Here is a 19,155-nt window from a genome sequence, read left to right as displayed (position 1 = left end):
CCCTTCAGAAAATTGGGGTGGTAGAGGAGGTCATCGATTCAAATCCGGTCGCTCCGACCATTAATTCAACAGCAACAAAAGATGGTTTCTGAATTCAACAGAAATCATCTTTTTTATTCTATCAAAGTATAACCATGTATACATACAGTTTTACACTTAGTTGACGATTCTTAAAGGATTATTGTAGAATTATGTAGAAATAATAACTCAACATAGCTATTTATGGATGAAGTTAAAATACATTTATGTGCCTATTGGACACACTTTATATGGAGGTATACCATGTCTAATATTTATTATAGTAGTACAAGAGGGAATCATGAAAAACTCACTTTCTCAGAAGCAGTTGTTAAGGGGATTGCACCAGATGGAGGGTTGTATGTACCTTCAAAATTTCCTAAGCTCGTTTTTAATGATGATCTCTTAAATTTGAGTTATCAAGATTTAGCAAAAAAGATCCTGAGTTTATATATTGAGGATTTTTCTATTGAAGAGATTAGCTATTGTGTTGATCATGCTTATGATTCAAAATTTAGAGAATTGTTGATTGCACCTATAGAGACCCTTGATAAAGCGAGCTTTATAGAGCTATATCATGGGAAAACTTTAGCCTTTAAAGATATGGCTTTGTCCATTTTACCTTATTTATTAAAGACTGCATCAAAGAAACTTGCCATAAAAGAAAAAATAGTTATCCTTACAGCAACCTCTGGAGATACAGGAAAAGCAGCACTTGAAGGCTTTGCAGACGTTGATGGAATCGAAATTATTGTTTTTTATCCTACCAAGGGCGTTAGTGATGTTCAAAAGAGGCAGATGACTACTCAAGGGGGTGCTAATGTAACGGTATTGGGCATAACAGGAAATTTTGACGATGCACAAAACGGAGTTAAAGATATATTTTTGGATGAAGAATTAAGGGAAGAGCTAAAATCAAAGGGGTACACTTTTTCTTCAGCCAATTCCATTAATATTGGTAGATTACTTCCCCAAATTGTGTATTATGTTCATTCGTATTTAATGCTTGTGAAAGAAGGACATATAAAAAATGGTGATTTGATTAATATTGTCGTGCCAACTGGAAATTTCGGAAACATTCTTGCTGCATATTATGCAAAAAACATGGGATTACCTGTACAAAAATTTATCTGTGCATCAAACACTAACAATGTTCTCACAGATTTTCTGAATACTGGAGTTTACGATATACATCGAAAATTTGAAATGACAAATACACCATCTATGGATATTCTGATATCCAGTAACCTTGAGCGATTTTTGTACGAAATCAGCAATCGTGATTCAGCGTGTGTCACTAGTCTTATGAAATCATTAAAACAAGATGGTAGATATGAGATTACTATTAACATGAAGAATAACTTAGCAGCCTTCTCGGGTGGTTTTGCCACAGATGAGGAAACTGTTGAGGCAATTCGATTCCTTTATTCGCAGTACAACTATGTGGCAGACACCCATACTGCAGTAGGTTTTAAGGTATATCAGGATTATGTTGATGAAACTGCTGATATGACACATACACTTATTGCATCTACTGCAAGCCCATACAAATTTACAAGAAGTGTTGTAGAAGGTCTAGGTATGCAAACTGAAGCTTATAACGATTTTGAATTGATTGATATTCTTTCAAATGCAACTCATATTAATGTTCCTGAACCTATTAAAGATATTCAAGATAAACAAATTTTGCATCCTAGGGTAATTGATAAAAATAATTTAAAGAAAGAAGTCGTAGAAATACTCAAATAGATTATATATAGAAGGAGACTGGCGATATTATGAAGTATATAACAATATTGGTAGACGGAGCGGCTGATTATGAAATTGAAGAATTGGGAAACAAAACACCCTTAGGGGTTGCAAACATTCCATGTATTACTAAATTAGCTCAGCTTGGAGAAATAGGCATGGTAAAGACTGTGCCAGATAGCATGTCCCCTGGTAGTGATACTGCGAATCTCTCAGTAATGGGTTATGACCCATTGATTTATCATACTGGAAGGTCTCCACTTGAAGCTGCATCTATGGGCGTGGAATTACTTGAAACCGATGTTACCTTTAGATGTAATTTAGTAACGGTTTCTGGTGATGAACCCTATGAAAATAAGACTATGATTGACCATTCATCATCAGATATTACCACAGAAGAAGCTAGTCAATTAATTCTTGATATTAGAGAGGACCTTCAAACTGAGTTTTTGAAGTATTATCCCGGTGTAAGCTACAGGCACTTAATCGTTTGGGATAAAGGACCCTATGAATTTGATTTGACCCCACCTCATGATATCTTGGGAAAAAAAATCAAGGATTATTTACCTAAAGGACCCGACAAGGATTTTATCATTGATATGACTAAAAAATCCTATGATCTACTTAAAAATCATCCGATAAATATAAAAAGAGTGGAACTAGGGCTTAATCCTGCAAATTCCATTTGGATTTGGGGAGAAGGTAAAAAACCAAGGTTAGATTCCTTTGAAAAAAAATTCAATCTATCAGGCTCAGTTATCTCAGCAGTAGATTTGATTAATGGCATTGGTTTACTTGCAGGTTTAAAACCGGTAAAAGTTGAAGGGGCTACTGGTACTATTCATTCGAATTTTACCGGCAAAGCCAAAGCGGCGATTGAGGCTCTTTCTAGTGATGATTTCGTATATATACATTTAGAAGCTCCTGACGAATGCGGACATCAAGGTAATCTTAAAGAAAAAATAAAATCCATCGAAATTATCGACGAATTGGTTGTACGACCCATATTTGAATACTTTGAGACTTCTGGCAAACCCTTTAAATTGATGGTATTACCTGATCATAGAACACCCGTATCTATAAGGACACATTCATCAGATCCTGTACCTTATGTTATCTACGATTCCACCCAGGCAAGAGAGACACCTAATAATCACTTTTCTGAAAAATCAGCAGAAGCATCAAATTATTATTTTGATGTAGGACACAGATTAATGGATTATTTTTTAGCTAGGCATCGAGACTAATATTCACTTTTGTCCTCATCTTGTATGAGGATTTTTTTATACTATCAGAAGTATAAGTTCAAACAAGGTAGATAGTATTAACAAAGACTAAGGCTTGCGCCTGCGTCTAAGGACTTGGCGCAAGCCAAGTTTTGTTTTATAGTTAAAGAACCATTTACTATAGTTTCTTACTTATACTGTTAGCTTTACCTAAAGCCATTTGATTATTATTGGTAATAATGGTAAATTGTTAAAAGGACGACTTAACTTTTTGTTACTTACCAATTCTTACAATTTTTAAATTCAATTATGTAAGGACGAGGAGGTTATTGTATTAAAAAAATAAAAATTGCTTTAATTGGCTATGGAAATGTGGGTAGAAAATTTGTTGAACTTATTATAGAGAAAAAGGATATTATTATGAATGATTATAATTTAGAACCTTTAATTGTCGCAGCAGTTGGTACAAAAGGAGGAGCTATTGATAAAAATGGTTTAGTTTTACAAGAAATATTGAAAACTAAAGAAGAATATATTTGCACAAACCTTAATAAATGGAGAAAAGGAGTAAGTGGTCTGAAAGCTATTGAAGATACTAAACCGAATGTAGTATTAGAAGCAGGACCAACTAATCTAGACACGGGAGAGCCTGGTTTATCACACGCTATAGCTGCATTATCCCAAGGAATACATTTTGTAACTTTAAGCAAGGGTCCAATAGTATGTAGTTATAACAAATTACATCAACTTGCCAAAGAAAATAATGCATATTTAAAGTTTAGCGGCGCAACTGCAGCAGCTCTACCTACAATTGATGTAGCCATGTATTGCCTAGCTGGAACTGAAATTAGTTCAATTCAAGGAATTCTTAATGGTACGACAAATTATATTTTATCGCAAATGACGTACAATGGAATTACTTATGAGGATGCCTTGTTAAAAGCACAGCAAAAAGGAATAGCAGAATCTGATCCACGCTTAGATATTGAAGGATGGGATACTGCAGCAAAAATATTAATTTTAGCCAATACTGTTATGAATGCAGGCTTAAAAATTAATGATCTTAATGTCAAAGGAATAACAGATATTACATTAGATGAAATATATAAGGCCAAAAACGAAGGAAACGTTATTAAACTCGTGGGTGAAGTAGTTAATACATTTAGCGGAGTCAAAGTAAATATTGGGCCAAAACTATTACCATTCAATCACCCTCTCGCGGCGGTAAACGGTGCTACAAAAGGGGTCTGCTTTAATACAGATACCATGGGTGAATTAACTATAATTGGCGGAAAATCAGACCCAAAATCAGCGGCAGCGGCAGCTTTAAAAGACATTCTCACAATATATAGACCTACAGGAAAATTATAGATAGGTAACAAGATTTTTAAATATCATCAATTCATAAGAAAGGCAATTCAAACTTTCTATCTATAGTATGAGCTAAAACCACATTTGAGCAAGGAGCTAAAGCAATTACTGATTATTATGCGTGAAGATAAAGAACAAGCAAGAGAGGAGATGTTTGATATGGGAGATAAGACCCCAAATAGACCACCAAAAAAGAAGAAAAAAGTTGAGAAAGCTACTGTGCAGCCCACAATCGCAACTGGAAAAGTCCCTGTTAAGAAGCCTAAAAAATAACAAAGGCTTCTTAACGCATGAGGTTACATTAAAGCAGGTTTATGAACCGTAATGTAAGGCAATCTCACCAAAAGGTTATAAGTGGACACGTTTTTCATTGATAATTTTCTTTGAGAGCATTATAGCACTAATGGAATATCCCTTTTGAATCAACGATGAAAAGTTTGAAATAAAAGATCCAATTAGGAGTATGAAGCTTTTTAAGAATGCAGTCAGATATAAGTGCAATATTGATGGAAAAGCATTTGAGTTTTTTAATGAAGGCGAAGAGTGGTGGATTTTTAGATGAACAATAAAATGGGAAGCATTTTAGCTTTTTTATAGACGTAAAATATGTTCCCCCAGACTAAAAGGGTTTGGGGAATTTTTTTCTAAAGATGCATCGAAACCTGAAGTGGCAATAGCAATAAAGAAGGTTAAGATTGATGCTTATTGTATGATGAAATGGCAAAATGACTAAATTAATAAGAATGAAGAATTTTAATGATGAACTGCTGTGCAAATAATCCATGTTTTACAGAAGGAGGTTTATAGATGGATAATAATGATATATTAATTAGATTAAGATATGCCTTAGATATAAAAAATACAGATATGGTAGAGATTTTTAAACTTGGTGGTATCGAAGCAACAAAAGAAGAAGTGCTAAAGATGTTTATGAAATCAAAGGACAGTTACAATAATGAAGCTGACAATGATGGTGATAAATGGAATATAGAATGCAATAATTTTATGTTAGAGTCATTTTTGAATGGCCTGATTATATTTAAAAGAGGAAAACAGGATCCAAAACCAGGGCAACCTGAAAAGCCAGCACTATCTATAAAGGATAATGGAAGTGTCAATAATGTGATGCTAAAGAAATTGAAAATAGCACTAGCACTAAAAAGTGAGGATATGCTTGATATATTCGAAGAAGCAGGAGTCATTATAACAAAAGGAGAATTAAGCGCTTTATTTAGAAAAAAAGGACACAAGCATTATAAAGAGTGTGGTGATAGATACGCTAGGAATTTCTTAAAAGGATTAGCTATAAAATATAGATAATAACTAAATTCCTTGATTTATGAAGAAAAAAACACGTGGAAGGTCCTAGTGCTTCCATTGGATATGAATCTAATAAACTCTAAATACACATTAAGCCTAAAGCAACAAATGGGGTAAAAATAATCTCCATTTGTCAATCATACAGAAGGGATAGCTTCATTCAGTTACTGGATGGAGCTTTTTTGCTACATCAATGAAGTCTTTATCCTCTGCATGAATTAACCTATACTGCTCAAGAGATTCATTGTTCTTACCTAATTTTTGGTATACTGTTGCCAATATGTACCTAAAAAACATCTTGCCTGTATTTATTACCTCGTCCTCATTATCTAAAGAAATGTTCTTCATTACTTCCAAGGCTTCTTCGTGCTTATTTAGTTCTAACAGACAACTGGCAATCAAAGTAACAACAGGAAGTGAATTCTTGGCATACGCTGGCAGGGATTGCAGGATAGATAGTGCTTTCTCTGGCTTTCTATCTGCTAGTAGTGAGGCTGCGTATTCGACTCTGGTTTCTTGGTCATCATGATTGCTTTCAAAATAGTTGGAAAAGTGTTCAACTGATTTGGTAAAGTCTATTAAAAAAGCTGTTAGTTTTCCTAACAAGAGCTGGAGATCAGACGAGGATGGAAAAATCTCGGCAGCTTCGTTAAAGAAATTGAGCGCCTGATCATATTTACGTCTTTCAAAAAGATCCTTGCCGCGCATAAATTTCTTAAATGCTTTTTGGTTGGTAGATTTCCATCTTTTTAAACTTATAAATATAAAAGCAGTAAATGCTAGTAATGCTGTGGCGTATTGATTGAAGGTAATAAGAAGTAGTGCTATTAAAATAATTATGGTGGGAAGAATAGTAGGTTTTATTTCACGGGGAATAGGTAAGTATTTTGGCATTAAAAAGGTAGTCTTCATTTTCGGAGTTTCCCCTATGTCTAATTGATTATTTTTCCTGATAACATATTCTAACGCATAAAAGCCTGTCCTTGGAGTGCCCATTGTCTTGTATGTATCTGTTGTACTTGGACGTTTGCTAGGCTTGTTCTCCTTTTGAACCTTTTTTTTCAAACTCATTTATTTTCCTCCATCTATACTAAGTTTATAGTAAGTTTTAAAACAAACAGTTTCAAAGTGATAACTTACATTTAAATCCTATCAAAAAAATACAAAAAAAGAAACCTTTTTTTGGCTTCCTTAACCTCTAGAAGTCTTAAATGCCAAATTCCTAGCTTACATACTGTACTTAGGTTTGATTACAGGACTACTATCGCATCAAAATTATAACTGATAATTACATATGTCACAGATTATCGAAGGATACTAAAAGAAAGAATATCGCATAGATAAATGGGCTTGCAGTAAACTAAGTAAAAATAGACTGTTTACTAGGAGGCATTATTATGTCTGATAAGGACGAACTAATAAAGAAATCACTACTTGTAACAGCTGCTGGTCTTACAGGATATTATGGGTTGCTTTGGTTAGGTCGTAAAACAATAGAAATGGCTACTAATAGCTTTATTCATAGAATAATGGTAGATAAATTTGAGGAGAATCTTTGGGAATTTGTTTCTGCTTCCCGTAAAGTAGGACTTCAAAATATAGTTGAAACTAATCTAAGAAGCCAAGAGGGAAAAGTAATTCATCGTCCACTTGGAAGCCCAAGAAGTTTTCCAGACTTTGATGGCATAATGTTAAACTTTGCTCAACTACATAGACTACCTACAGACGAAGGACTAAAGATTGATACCGAGGTTATCATTGGACCTAAAGCAAAAAAACCTTTGAAAGTTAGTATGCCAATTATGATTTCGGGTATGGCATATGGTTTGGCGCTCTCAGCTAAAGCAAAAATAGCTTTAGCTAAAGGAAGCACCATGGCTGGGACAGCTACAAATACTGGTGAAGGAGCTTATTTGCCTGCCGAAAGGAAGTCAGCAAAAAAGCTAATCATTCAATATAACAGAGGTAAGTGGACCAAGTCAGAAAAGATATTAAAGCAAGCGGATGCTATTGAGATTCATATAGGACAGGGAGCAGGAGGGGGAACTGGACACGCTATTCCTGATAAGAATATTGATTATAAAATAAAAAGAGCATTAGGTCTTAAATGGGGAGAACAAGCTATCATTCATGCAACCTTACCAGGAATCAAACATAAGGATTATTTAAGCAAATTAGTCTCATATTTGAGGCGCCTATCAGGAGGAGTACCAGTTGGGGTTAAGTTAGCAGGTAGTAAATTTATTGAAAAGGATTTGGAGATAGTTCTTGAGGCAAAGGTTGATTTTATTGTTCTTGATGGTGCCCAAGCCGGGTCAAAGGGAACAGCTCCAATGCTACAAGATGATTTCGGGCTACCTTCTTTGTTTGCACTCAAAAGAGCAAATGATTACTTGATTGATACTCAGCAAAAAGGTAATGTTAGTCTGATAATGGCTGGAGGTTTCTATAACCCTGGGCAAATGCTAAAAGCATTAGCTCTAGGGGCAGATGCTTTGTATATAGGTTCTGTCGCTCTCTTTGCCATGTCCCATACTGAAGTTTTAGAGGCATTACCTTGGGAACCACCGCCGACAGTTGTTTTCTACAAAGGACCTCTAAATAATAAATTTAATGTTAACACAGGTGCTAAAAACTTATCTAAATTTCTTACATCCTGTAATGAAGAAATAATGATTGGGGTTAGAGCTTTAGGTAAAAAGAGTATAAAAGAAGTTAATAAAAATGATCTTTTTGCCTTAGACTCATATATAGCAAAGGTAGTTGATATACCATTAGGGTATAATAAAATTCTTTATGAAGAGTAAACAATACATGAAGGCACCAGTTTCAGAAATTAGCTACATCTAAATGGGTGCCTTTAAATAGGCAAATTTATATTTGGTTTCTTACAGCTTTCCAATCGATTACTCCCTGCCAATGAGAAACATCTATTCCTTGTAGATGCCTATTACTTAAGTTTTGCATGGACACTTCCCCCTTTTAAGAAGTTTTTTATCTAATATGATAGATTAAATATTGTAAAAAGTTCCAATATCCAATAAAAATGAGCTTGAACTTTTTTAGAAATATACCCTTTACAATACTATAATTATAATGTATTATAGAACAAATGTTTGGTATAAAATAATGGAGGTAGGTTTATGGCAGAGTTTAAATATGAAATTGTTAAAAGCCTAGGTACTTTGTCGGAAAGTACAAAGGGATGGAAAAAGGAGCTTAATCTAATTAGCTGGAATGGACGAGAACCTAAATATGATTTACGTGAATGGGATCCACAGCACGAAAAAATGGGTAAGGGTGTAACTCTTTCAGCAGTTGAGCTTAAGGAGCTAAAAGATATTATCAATCAGATAGATATATAAAATTTGTGGAAAACAGGCCATGATGCGTCATTTAGAGGCCTGTTTTATTTTGGTATTCTTTGAACTTAATCTGGATATCAGGATTTTCTTTCAAAAAACCTACTAAAGCAGATATAACCTTATATGTTGTAAAGCTTATATAGTGTTCTATTGTTTCAACATCCTTTTGTAGATTATCATTGGCACCAATCAAGTTAAGAAACTCTCGCATTGTATTATGTCTTTCCAGGAAATACTTTCCTAATCTTTTTCCTTCTTCTGTTAAATGGATCATCCCATATTTTTCATAATTTAACAGGGCCTTTTCATTTAATTTTTGAATCATTTTTGTTACTGATGGAGGCTGAACATTTAAACTATCTGCAAGTTCGGTTACACGTGTATAACCATTTTCTCTACTTAATCGATAGATCATTTCTAAGTAATCTTCCATACTGGGGGTTAAAACATTTTCCCCAGCTGCAGTCTCATACCCTCGAGCAGTATAGAACTCCTCATTATTCTCGTTCATTTAGAGCCCTCCAAAAAATTAATCTTTAGTATTTGTTTATTCGAAAAAGTGTTAGTCAGAACTAATAAGTTTAGCTAAAAATATGTTAAAAAATGTTAACAAAATTTACTGCTTTTAATAGTTTTAGTTGTGTCAAAATTTATACCTTTTACATAATGTGATATTAATTCTAAGAGAATTTGGGAGGCGAATAATAAATGTTAAACATCCCTGTACCTTTATCACAAATCCCAGTTGGTGCTACAGGAATGGTTTCTAAAATAAATTCCGAAGGAATAATTCGAAGGAGGTTGCTTGACTTAGGTTTTGTTTCCGGTACAAAAATTGAGGTTTTAAGAAAAAGTCCAATAGGAGATCCAACTGCCTATTTTATTCGTGGTGCCATAATTGCACTACGAGAAGTGGATGCAGAAAAAATATTAGTCAGTCCTTTAAAAGATAATTTATGGTAATTATGGAGGGTGAGATTATGAATAAATGGACTAAATATATAAATGAAAGATTTAACCTTTCAAATGAGTCAGGGAGCTTTGTTGTGGCCTTAGCTGGTAATCCAAACACAGGTAAAAGTACAGTTTTTAATGCATTAACAGGAATGAAGCAACATACTGGAAATTGGCCTGGAAAGACTGTAGTGCAATCTCAGGGATCCTTTATATTAAATGGACAATTGTGTACATTAGTAGATTTACCTGGAACATATTCATTACTGTCTACATCACTTGATGAATTAGTGGCAAGAGACTTCTTATGCTTTGCAAATCCAGATGCTACTATAGTAGTAACAGATGCTACCTGCCTAGAGAGAAATCTCAACCTTGTTTTGCAGGTAATGGAAATTACAAAGAATGTTGTTGTTTGTGTCAACTTAATGGATGAAGCAAAAAGAAAAAATATAAATATAGACCTTGATAAATTATCGAGTGAGCTCGGCGTTCCAGTAGTAGGAACAGTTGCACGTAATAGGAAAGGACTTAATAATTTAATGGCTACCGTATATAAAGTTGCTACAGCAGCAATAGAACCTAATCCTAGGCTTACTTTATATGATGACATAATTGAAAAAAACATTAAAGAAATAGAACCATCTTTAGATAGGCTCCTTAAAGGTAGATTGAATTCTAGATGGGTAGCACTAAGGTTAATAGAAGGTGATACAACTTTCTTAGAGGGTATTAAAGACTATCTATCCTATTTTGATGCAGATGCTGAGGTGAAAATGACATGTGTGCAGTAAATCAATCACATGTACATAGGAGTTTAGATGAGATTACAAAAAGGCTAGATGGAAATTATCATAAATCAGCTTTACGCGATAAACTTGTTAACAATATATACAAAAGGGCGGAAACAATCTCAAAGGAAGTAGTGACTGAAACAAACACTAAATTAAATTGGGAAAGAAAGATAGATGACATTTTAACTTCTAAATTTATTGGTTTTCCAATAATGCTTACAATCCTTGCATTAGTTTTCTGGATAACACTTGAAGGAGCCGAGTATCCAGCCAATGTTTTATATGACCTGTTTTTCTGGATAGAAGAAAATCTTACTAAAATGTTTTTTTACTTTGGTTCACCAGATTGGTTGCATGGATTTATTGTGTTAGGTGTCTATCGTACATTGGCATGGGTAATTGCGGTGATGTTACCGCCAATGGCTATATTTTTTCCACTATTCACCTTGCTTGAAGACTTCGGCTATTTACCACGAGTAGCATTTAATCTAGATAAACTTTTTAGATCAGTTGGTGCACACGGCAAACAATCCTTAACCATGAGTATGGGATTTGGGTGCAATGCCGCTGGAGTAATAGCCTGCAGAATAATTGATTCACCGAGGGAAAGAATAATTGCAATCTTAACTAACAATTTTGTACCATGCAATGGAAGATTTCCCACTTTAATAGTTATGGCAACAATTTTTTTAGGAGGAGTTTTTGTTACTCCTATTGGTAATTTTGCACCATTATTGACCGTTATAGGAATGATTCTTATAGGCATAATAGCAACCTTACTCGTTTCGTGGATGCTATCAAAAACCCTTTTAAGAGGTATTCCTTCTGCTTTCACATTAGAGCTTCCACCATATAGAAAACCACAGATTCTGCAGGTGATTATAAGGTCGTTATTCGATAGGACATTATTTGTGCTAATGAGGGCTATTAAGGTTGCTGCACCGGCAGGAGCAATTGTATGGATTCTTGCCAATATTTATATTGGGGATTTTAGCTTGTTAAGCCAATCTGCTAATCATTTGGATCCTTTTGCCAAAATGATAGGTCTTGATGGAATGATTCTAATAGCTTTCATTTTAGGGTTACCTGCAAATGAAATAGTATTGCCAATACTAATAATGGGTTATCTAGCTGAAGGAGCTATGTTAGAGTTGGATAGTTTGTTATCGCTAAAAACTTTGCTTGTAGATAATGGATGGACCTTAATGACTGCATTATCCTTTATGTTATTTTCACTTCTGCATTATCCATGTGGAACAACATTGTTAACTATACATAAAGAAACTCAAAGCTTAAAGTGGATGGTATTTGCTGGATTAATGCACTTAGTTGTAGCAATAATTGTATTATTTATCTTAAATCAATTGATATAAAACATTTTTCATATATATTTAAATTATTCCAAGGTTTACTTGATGTAAGGCTTGGTATTTTGTTGCTTTCATATAAATACTAAAGATATTTTTTTCAACTATAGAACATTAACACAACTATTGAAAAATCTTCATACATACTGACTAAAAAATCAGGGGTATATTAAGTAATGAAAAGAAAAGTGAGGTTATAAATATGACTAAATTTAAAGTAATGCATATTTTGCGTCTTGCAGAGGGTGGAATGTATAACCATGTTCAGAGCTTGATAAAAAATATTAATCCAGCAATTTATGAATCAATATTAGTATGCCCTGCTAGGGTTGCTGCAAAAATGAACACAAATTGTAAAGTTTATAATTTGGAGCTAACCGAAAATATTACACCAAGCAACGATCTAAAAACTTTAAATAAACTTATTCATATAGTTAATGTGGAAAAACCTGATTTAATTCATACCCATGGTGCTAAAGCTGGTGTTTTTGGAAGATTAGCAGCAAAAAGACTAGGGGCTATATCTGGCACAGTTAGTACTGTTCATAATTTCATTTACCAGTGCCCAGCGTCTTGGTTAAAGGGTAAACTGTTTTCATATTTCCAACGTCAGTTAGTTCCTAGTGCGGATCACTATATTGCTGTCTCAAATGCATTAGCAAATAACCTATGCTTTAACGAAAACCTTTCAAAAGATAAAATATCTGTCATATATAATGGTGTTAATTTAAAAGACTTTGAAATGATGTTCGACTGCAATGCGGCTAAGGAAGCATTACTCTTAGATATTAAAGAACCAGTAGTAGGAGTAATAGCACGACTGATTCCCGAAAAGGGAGTACAGCATTTTTTGAAAATGGCAGATATAGTAAGTAAAAAACTACCTGGATGTCAATTTTTAATCATAGGTAGTGGTCCGTTGAGAGACTCATTAGTTGATCAAGCCTATGATATGGGTATTGAAGCTCGTATAATTTTTTGTGGTTATAGAAAAGATATACCTATGTTGCTTCCCATCATTAATGTGCTTGTAATACCTTCTTTAAGTGAAGGCTTATCCATTACAGCCCTTGAGGCAATGGCGTCGAGAAGACCTATTGTTGCCTATAATACTGGTGGTCTTCCTGAGTTGATTGTTAATGAAGAGACTGGCCTGGTTGTAAAAAAAGGAGATATTAATGGATTATCACGTGGTGTAATGGAATTGTTAATACACAGGCAAAAAGCTGAACGTTTGGGTAATACAGCTAGACAAGCAGTTGAGGAAAAGTTTTCCTTAACTAGGATGATTAAAGATACAGAACATATCTATGAAAAAGTACTATGTTTGAAGGGATTAATGATAGAAGATCAAGTTAAAGCAGAAGTAGCTATCAATTTAAATTATTGAGAGGTAAAGAATGAAAAACAAGATTTTCTATAGTTTCTTTTTAGGATTACTTATTTATGTAATAATAGGGTTTTACAATCCATCCTTGGCTAACAACCTATACTCAGATACGGCGACCTCCCGAGTTATTATTATTGATTTGGGAGGTTTAACTCTTGAAGAGATTAAGAGATATGAGTTTAACAATTTACAACAAATTATTAGTGAAGGCTCTATTGGTTTAATGAATACTAGTACAGCAGGTCCTAGAACCAAAGAAAATGGTTTTATAACCCTGGGGTCAGGCACTATTAGTCAATGGGGAAATTCATCAGCATTGGTTTACTCAACTCAGGCTATTTATAACGGAGAAAAGTCTGGTAATACTTTTCAACGTCTAACTGGCGAAACACCTCCAGAACATGGTGGTGTTATTCTAGATATAACTCAATCTTCTAAAAGGGTCAAGATTTCAGAAAAACGTCATTGGGGACGATTAGGAGATATACTAGCAGAAAATAAAATATCTTCAATGATTATAGGTACTAGTAGTTATTTAGGGGTAGTTCATAACCAGATTTCCCTAATGTTCATGGACAGTAAAGGAAGGATTCCCCTAGCACAATTTGATACCATAAAGGAGCAGGAAATAGGTTCTCTAAGTTCTGTTACTGATTATGATAAAATAAATAAATTATTTAAATCTGCAACTAGTGATATTTCAGTTATTGGTATTGACATGGGCGATTGGACAAGATTGCAATTAGTACAAGAAATGGCTAACGAAAAACAGCTTCAGGCGACAAAAACATCAATTGTACAGTTACAGGATTCATTTATAAGTAGCATAGTAAAAGAAATGGACAAAAACAATGATTTATTAATTTTTCTTAGTGCTGCTCCGACACGTGAACAAAACAGTTTTCATAATCTTATGGTGCCAGTAATTTTATGGGGAAAAGGAGTAGAACCTGGTTTATTAATAAGTTCTAGTACTAGAAGAGAAGGTATTATCGCAAATATAGACATATTACCTACAATAGTATCGAGCCTAGATCTTGATGGTAAATACAATTTACCAGGTAGACCAGTTATATCAAAACGCATTAGTACTGAGTCTTTAGATTCTTTAGATTATTTGATTACCATGAATCACTCTATGCAGTTCATTCACAACACACGCCCTGTATTGGTAAAAGGTTACATATCATTGCAGATAATTGTTTTAGCTTTAGCTATGTTGATGGTTTTTTTCTTCCCAAAATTCTTACTATACTTACGGTTTCCATTATTATTTTTAATGTCAGTTCCCTTTGGTCTGTTATTAGTTGGCTTAGTAACAGTAACATCACTAATTCCGTATACTATTATAGCCCTTTTTCTGGCCTTAGGGTTATTAGCAATATCCTTACTTCCAAACATAGTTTTTAAATCAGGCAAATACATTGATACCCTAACTCCCTTTATTTTAATAGGTTTATTTACTTCTTTAGCCATATTAATTGACCTGTATTTTGGAGCAGAGTTTATAAAAAAATCTACCTTAGGATATGATCCCCTTGCAGGCGCTAGGTATTATGGAATTGGAAATGAATATATAGGTGTATTAATAGGTTCTAGTATAATAGGAATAAGTGGTGTACTAGATAAGTTTAAAAAGAATAAATATGTCTTAAATACCTGTAGTTTATATCTTATTCTTACCATCTTTTTGGTCGCTTCTCCTAATTGGGGTAGTAATCTTGGCGGAACAATTGCAGCAACAGTAGGTTTTAGTTACTTATTACTACATTTGTATTTTGAAAAAGTAACTGTCTTTCAGTTTTCAATGGCAGGAGCCGTTGGGATTGCGTCAATTCTAACTTTTGCCATAGCAGATAGCATGAGGGATATTAACTTACAATCTCACTTTGGTAGAACAGCATCAATGGTTTTCATAGAAGGGTTTGAACCGATTTTGGAAATAATCGCCAGAAAAATAGCTATGAATATAAAGTTATTTCGCTATACAATTTGGAGTCGGGTTTTCCTTCTTGCAATGGTAGCTCTAATTGTTGCTTTTTTTAGACCTATTTATTTAATAAAGGAACTTAAAAATCATTATCCAGAGATGTTTAATGGACTTTTTGCAATTATACTGGGAAGCATTGCGGCCCTAATTGCAAATGATTCTGGAATTGTAGCTGCTGCTACAATGTTGATCTATGCTGTTGCACCTTTATTATATCTTGGAGGCCTATCGTATTATAAGGAGAATAATGCTGAAAAATTGTAAACAATTTGATTGACAGTAAGATTTTCGTGGTTTAAAATTGATTTTGTATTAAACAGTTGGATAGGAGGAATGATAATTGAACGCATTAGGTCGCCATATCTTGGCTGAAATCTATGGTTGTCAATTCGATATTTTAAATGACGTTGAAAAGGTTGAACGAATAATGGTCAAAGCTGCACTAGAAGCAGGTGCAGAAGTTAGAGAAGCAGTTTTTCATAAGTTTAGTCCACAAGGTGTAAGTGGTGTTGTTGTTATATCAGAATCACATCTAGCAATTCATACATGGCCTGAATTGGGATACGCTGCAGTTGACGTTTTTACTTGTGGTGAAACTGTAAATCCGTGGGATGCCTGTAATTACCTCACAGAGATGTTTAGTGCCGAGTCTATTGAGTGTAAGGAAGTTTTAAGGGGTATTAATAGCTTTTCCTGTGGTAAAAAGGTGGTAAATCAATAGGAGGGATATTTATTTTACTGATTAAACATACTGAAGGTTAGTTGCGCCTTATGATACCGACTAAAGGGTATTATAAGGCTTTTTATATAATTGGTAAAATAAATTTTAAATAATAAAAGAAGGAAAGATCTTTTATTAAGAGAATATATATTTAGTTAAAGATTAAGTTAGTAGGGGGTGGCTGTTTTGGCCACAATTATGAATTTCCTAGACAATCAGCTAACACTAGCCGACCAAATTATGTTAAATGATTTTAACATTAAAAACAAATGTATCTGGGAATTATCTCAGTTTAAAATAGAAAATAAGAAGAGACATTTTTACCCAAGCTTATTCCTACTCAGTTACTCACTGTTTAAAAGGGAAAGTAATGTTAAAGTTATTAGTATGGCTGCCATAATTCAGTTAATATATCTTGCATCAGAAATTCATAAATATGAAGGTGATAATCCCGAATATCCTGTTTTAGTTGGGGATTATATATATGCTATGTTTTTTCAATACCTTTGTAAGTATGATATGATAGAATGGCTAGCTCCTCTTTCACAAACCATTAGTGTAATGCATCTTGGGAGTATGGAACGTTTTGAGAGTAACCCGGTGAAAAATAGCATTCTCAATATTATTTCTAAGGAAAATGCTGCTTTAGGAGAAATTTCATGTTTTCTAGGGGCAAATTTTGCGAATGCACCAGCAAGAGCAGTAAACTCCTTAAAAGAAATAGGCTATATCCTAGGTTTAATTTTTGGTCTGTTAGATGATAAAAGAGCATCTGTATCAAAAATCTTAAATTATATAGAAGAGGCTGAAGAACATATTTCTATAGTTTCTTCTTTAAGCAATAATAAAGAAAAAATTACAAACTTCCAGCAAATGATTAATAGTTTGAAATCTAGTATCTTGGAAGTTAATAGCAAAGTATGCTAGGGGAATGACATGACAAAAGAATTGAAATTACCAAAAGGGTATAAATCCAAAGAAGAATATGTCCATTCTATATTTTCTACAATAGCTCCAAAATATGACCTATTAAATACTATTTTAAGCTTCAATAGGGATAAGGCATGGAGAAAATTGACTGTAGACAAAACTTGTTTAATTAAAGGTAATAGAGGGTTAGATGTGTGCTGTGGTACTGGAAAATTATCCTTTGAACAAGCTAAAAGAGTCGGTAAAAATGGGGAAGTTATTGGAGTTGACTTCTGTAATGATATGCTATCAATTGCCCAGGAAAAAACACCTGAGGTTTATAAAAAAAATATAAACTGGGTTAAGGGTGATGCTACTGATCTTCCCTTTACTGATAATGAATTTGATGCTGCTACCATAGGTTTTGCTTTAAGAAATGTTCCTTCAATAGAAAAAACCATTAAGGAAATGAAAAGAGTGGTAAGGCCTGGTGGTAAAGTTGTGTCTCTGGAATTAGCAAAACCATCGGCTCCTGTTTTTAAGCAAGTATATTACTTATATTTTAATCAGATAGTGCCTATAATGGGTAAGCTAGGGATAGGCAAAGAAGGTCCATATAGTTACCTACCAAATTCGTTAAAGATTTTCCCTCATCAAGAAGAGATAAAGGATCTATTTGGTGATGTGGGCTTATTAAATCCTCAATACTTTGAGCTTACAGGTGGGATAGTGGCTATACATGTAGGAACTGTCCCTGAATAAAAAGCAAACTAGGTGCCATATGTGTTATGGTGCCTTTATTTTTGTTCTTAGGTTAAAAGATCCTAAGATTTATAATTACCTCAATAAGAAGGGAAGGAAATCTTATGTATCAAATTATATTAGATGCATCTAAAAGGATTTGGGGAGTAGCTCATAAGACACCAGTTTTAACTTCAAACAGTTTAAATGAAATGGTTAACAGTACTGTCTATCTTAAGTGCGAAAACTTCCAAAGGGTTGGCGCCTTTAAGTTTCGTGGTGCTTACAATGCCATTGGCAAACTGGTTGAGGGTGGAAAACGCAAAGACCTATTGACGTTTTCATCAGGTAATCATGCTCAAGCAGTTGCCCTTTCAGGAAAAATGTTTAATTTAAAAACAACTATTGTTATGCCCAATGATGCTCCTAAAAGCAAGTTAGATGCTACAAAAAGCTACGGAGCAGAGATAATAACCTATAATCCTAAGGAAACTTCACGAGAAGAACTAGCAAATAATTTAATGACAAAGGGTGATTATGAACTTATTCCACCGTTTAACCATATTGATGTTGTTGCTGGTCAAGGTACATGTGTAAAGGAGTTTCTGGAAGACTATCCTTGCCTTGATTATTTATTGGTCCCTTGTGGTGGAGGAGGTTTATTAAGTGGATCAGCAATAAGCAGTAAAAATATTCTACCATCCTGCAAGGTAATAGGGGTGGAGCCGAAGCTAGCAGATGATGCATATAAATCTTTTCAGTCAGGTGTTTTACACAAGGTACATAATCCACTCACGATTGCAGATGGAGTTAGAACTCCTTCGCTAGGAACAATTAACTTTGAAATAATAAAAAATTATGTAGATAATATTATTACTGTTTCGGAAGAAGATATAGTAAAAGCAATGTATTTTGTTTGGACGAGATTAAAAATAGTCGTTGAACCAACAGGTGCTCTGGCTTTATCTGCTCTTTTTAGCCAAGAATTTGATTATTTTAAACATAAAAAAGTTGGTGTAGTAATTAGTGGAGGAAATGTAGATATTAGCTCAGCATGTGAAATATTTTCTAAATTTATTGAAGATGATTTCTAAAAAATTTAAGAATTACACGGCATAATTGTCTTAGTCAATAAGATATGGTCGATTCTTAATCGCTGACTTGTATATATTGTTGATATAGCTAGGATTTTGCAGGAAAATTATAGAAAATAATCCTATAAATTGGCAGGAAAACCACC

17 protein-coding genes are annotated in these 19,155 nt (G+C 33.9%); 15 read left to right on the top strand and 2 right to left on the bottom strand.

Features of this window, described 5'->3' with window-relative positions:
- The first annotated feature begins 282 nt into the window (after window positions 1-282).
- The 4 genes from APF76_07375 (at window position 283) to APF76_07360 (ending at window position 5,684) form a co-directional block, all read left to right on the top strand.
- Window positions 283-1,767, top strand: coding sequence for a threonine synthase (locus tag APF76_07375; protein KUO50470.1), 1,485 nt, complete (start codon window positions 283-285; stop codon window positions 1,765-1,767).
- 29 nt (window positions 1,768-1,796) lie between these two features.
- Complete coding sequence (locus APF76_07370; protein KUO50469.1) at window positions 1,797-3,014, top strand: phosphoglycerate mutase; 1,218 nt, start codon at window positions 1,797-1,799, stop codon at window positions 3,012-3,014.
- Window positions 3,015-3,365: 351 nt separating this feature from the next.
- Window positions 3,366-4,364 (top strand): hypothetical protein, encoded by a 999-nt coding sequence (locus APF76_07365; protein KUO50468.1) that lies wholly within the window; start codon window positions 3,366-3,368, stop codon window positions 4,362-4,364.
- A gap of 807 nt (window positions 4,365-5,171) precedes the next feature.
- Window positions 5,172-5,684: a cytoplasmic protein gene (locus tag APF76_07360; protein ID KUO50467.1), complete on the top strand. Its 513-nt coding sequence runs from the start codon at window positions 5,172-5,174 to the stop codon at window positions 5,682-5,684.
- A 156-nt stretch (window positions 5,685-5,840) separates the two neighbouring features.
- Here the strand turns inward: APF76_07360 and APF76_07355 are convergent, their stop codons facing one another.
- Entirely contained in the window at window positions 5,841-6,755 is a 915-nt protein-coding gene (locus APF76_07355) for a hypothetical protein (protein ID KUO50466.1), read from the bottom strand.
- Window positions 6,756-7,081: 326 nt separating this feature from the next.
- Here APF76_07355 and APF76_07350 point away from each other — a divergent pair, with 326 nt between their 5' ends.
- Window positions 7,082-8,491 carry a glutamate synthase gene (locus APF76_07350; GenBank protein ID KUO50465.1) on the top strand — a complete coding sequence of 470 codons (1,410 nt, stop codon included), beginning with the start codon at window positions 7,082-7,084 and terminating at the stop codon, window positions 8,489-8,491.
- Between the two features lie 336 nt (window positions 8,492-8,827).
- Window positions 8,828-9,049: a hypothetical protein gene (locus APF76_07345; GenBank protein KUO50464.1), complete on the top strand. Its 222-nt coding sequence runs from the start codon at window positions 8,828-8,830 to the stop codon at window positions 9,047-9,049.
- Window positions 9,050-9,080: 31 nt separating this feature from the next.
- On the opposite strand, the gene APF76_07340 is transcribed toward APF76_07345, so the two are convergent.
- The gene (locus APF76_07340; protein KUO50463.1) at window positions 9,081-9,560 is read right to left on the bottom strand and encodes a DNA-binding protein; all 480 of its coding nucleotides are present in this window, start codon (window positions 9,558-9,560) and stop codon (window positions 9,081-9,083) included.
- A 197-nt stretch (window positions 9,561-9,757) separates the two neighbouring features.
- On the opposite strand from APF76_07340, the gene APF76_07335 reads away from it, so the two are divergent.
- From APF76_07335 to APF76_07295, 9 genes are all read left to right on the top strand, one after another.
- Window positions 9,758-10,012: an iron transporter FeoA gene (locus tag APF76_07335; GenBank protein ID KUO50462.1), complete on the top strand. Its 255-nt coding sequence runs from the start codon at window positions 9,758-9,760 to the stop codon at window positions 10,010-10,012.
- A gap of 2 nt (window positions 10,013-10,014) precedes the next feature.
- Window positions 10,015-10,797: an iron transporter FeoB gene (locus APF76_07330; protein ID KUO50653.1), complete on the top strand. Its 783-nt coding sequence runs from the start codon at window positions 10,015-10,017 to the stop codon at window positions 10,795-10,797.
- Entirely contained in the window at window positions 10,785-12,170 is a 1,386-nt protein-coding gene (locus tag APF76_07325) for an iron transporter FeoB (GenBank protein ID KUO50461.1), read from the top strand. The genes APF76_07330 and APF76_07325 overlap by 13 nt, the downstream gene beginning before the upstream one ends.
- A gap of 196 nt (window positions 12,171-12,366) precedes the next feature.
- On the top strand, window positions 12,367-13,554 hold the full coding sequence (locus APF76_07320; GenBank protein KUO50460.1) for a hypothetical protein: 1,188 nt from the start codon (window positions 12,367-12,369) through the stop codon (window positions 13,552-13,554).
- Window positions 13,555-13,564: 10 nt separating this feature from the next.
- Window positions 13,565-15,808 (top strand): hypothetical protein, encoded by a 2,244-nt coding sequence (locus APF76_07315; protein ID KUO50459.1) that lies wholly within the window; start codon window positions 13,565-13,567, stop codon window positions 15,806-15,808.
- A gap of 76 nt (window positions 15,809-15,884) precedes the next feature.
- A complete protein-coding gene (locus APF76_07310) occupies window positions 15,885-16,265 on the top strand; it encodes an S-adenosylmethionine decarboxylase proenzyme (GenBank protein KUO50458.1) in 381 nt (126 codons plus the stop codon).
- A gap of 186 nt (window positions 16,266-16,451) precedes the next feature.
- Window positions 16,452-17,192 carry a hypothetical protein gene (locus tag APF76_07305; GenBank protein ID KUO50457.1) on the top strand — a complete coding sequence of 247 codons (741 nt, stop codon included), beginning with the start codon at window positions 16,452-16,454 and terminating at the stop codon, window positions 17,190-17,192.
- A 21-nt stretch (window positions 17,193-17,213) separates the two neighbouring features.
- Complete coding sequence (locus APF76_07300) at window positions 17,214-17,936, top strand: demethylmenaquinone methyltransferase (GenBank protein KUO50652.1); 723 nt, start codon at window positions 17,214-17,216, stop codon at window positions 17,934-17,936.
- 83 nt (window positions 17,937-18,019) lie between these two features.
- Window positions 18,020-19,009, top strand: coding sequence for a pyridoxal-5'-phosphate-dependent protein (locus APF76_07295; protein ID KUO50456.1), 990 nt, complete (start codon window positions 18,020-18,022; stop codon window positions 19,007-19,009).
- Window positions 19,010-19,155 lie beyond the last annotated feature (146 nt).

The organism is Desulfitibacter sp. BRH_c19 (genome assembly GCA_001515945.1).
Taxonomy (GTDB): Bacteria; Bacillota; DSM-16504; order Desulfitibacterales; family Desulfitibacteraceae; genus Desulfitibacter.
This window is presented reverse-complemented; position numbering and strand designations above follow the sequence as displayed.

Bases quoted from the DNA above. Each gene is read 5' to 3' on its own strand.
- APF76_07325 (KUO50461.1), top strand. From the start codon at position 10,785: ATGTGTGCAGTAAATCAATCACATGTACATAGGAGTTTAGATGAGATT.
- APF76_07360 (KUO50467.1), top strand. From the start codon at position 5,172: ATGGATAATAATGATATATTAATTAGATTAAGATATGCCTTAGATATA.
- APF76_07370 (KUO50469.1), top strand. From the start codon at position 1,797: ATGAAGTATATAACAATATTGGTAGACGGAGCGGCTGATTATGAAATT.
- APF76_07355 (KUO50466.1), bottom strand. From the start codon at position 6,755: ATGAGTTTGAAAAAAAAGGTTCAAAAGGAGAACAAGCCTAGCAAACGT.
- APF76_07345 (KUO50464.1), top strand. From the start codon at position 8,828: ATGGCAGAGTTTAAATATGAAATTGTTAAAAGCCTAGGTACTTTGTCG.
- APF76_07340 (KUO50463.1), bottom strand. From the start codon at position 9,560: ATGAACGAGAATAATGAGGAGTTCTATACTGCTCGAGGGTATGAGACT.
- APF76_07315 (KUO50459.1), top strand. From the start codon at position 13,565: ATGAAAAACAAGATTTTCTATAGTTTCTTTTTAGGATTACTTATTTAT.
- APF76_07320 (KUO50460.1), top strand. From the start codon at position 12,367: ATGACTAAATTTAAAGTAATGCATATTTTGCGTCTTGCAGAGGGTGGA.
- APF76_07375 (KUO50470.1), top strand. From the start codon at position 283: ATGTCTAATATTTATTATAGTAGTACAAGAGGGAATCATGAAAAACTC.
- APF76_07350 (KUO50465.1), top strand. From the start codon at position 7,082: ATGTCTGATAAGGACGAACTAATAAAGAAATCACTACTTGTAACAGCT.
- APF76_07330 (KUO50653.1), top strand. From the start codon at position 10,015: ATGGAGGGTGAGATTATGAATAAATGGACTAAATATATAAATGAAAGA.
- APF76_07335 (KUO50462.1), top strand. From the start codon at position 9,758: ATGTTAAACATCCCTGTACCTTTATCACAAATCCCAGTTGGTGCTACA.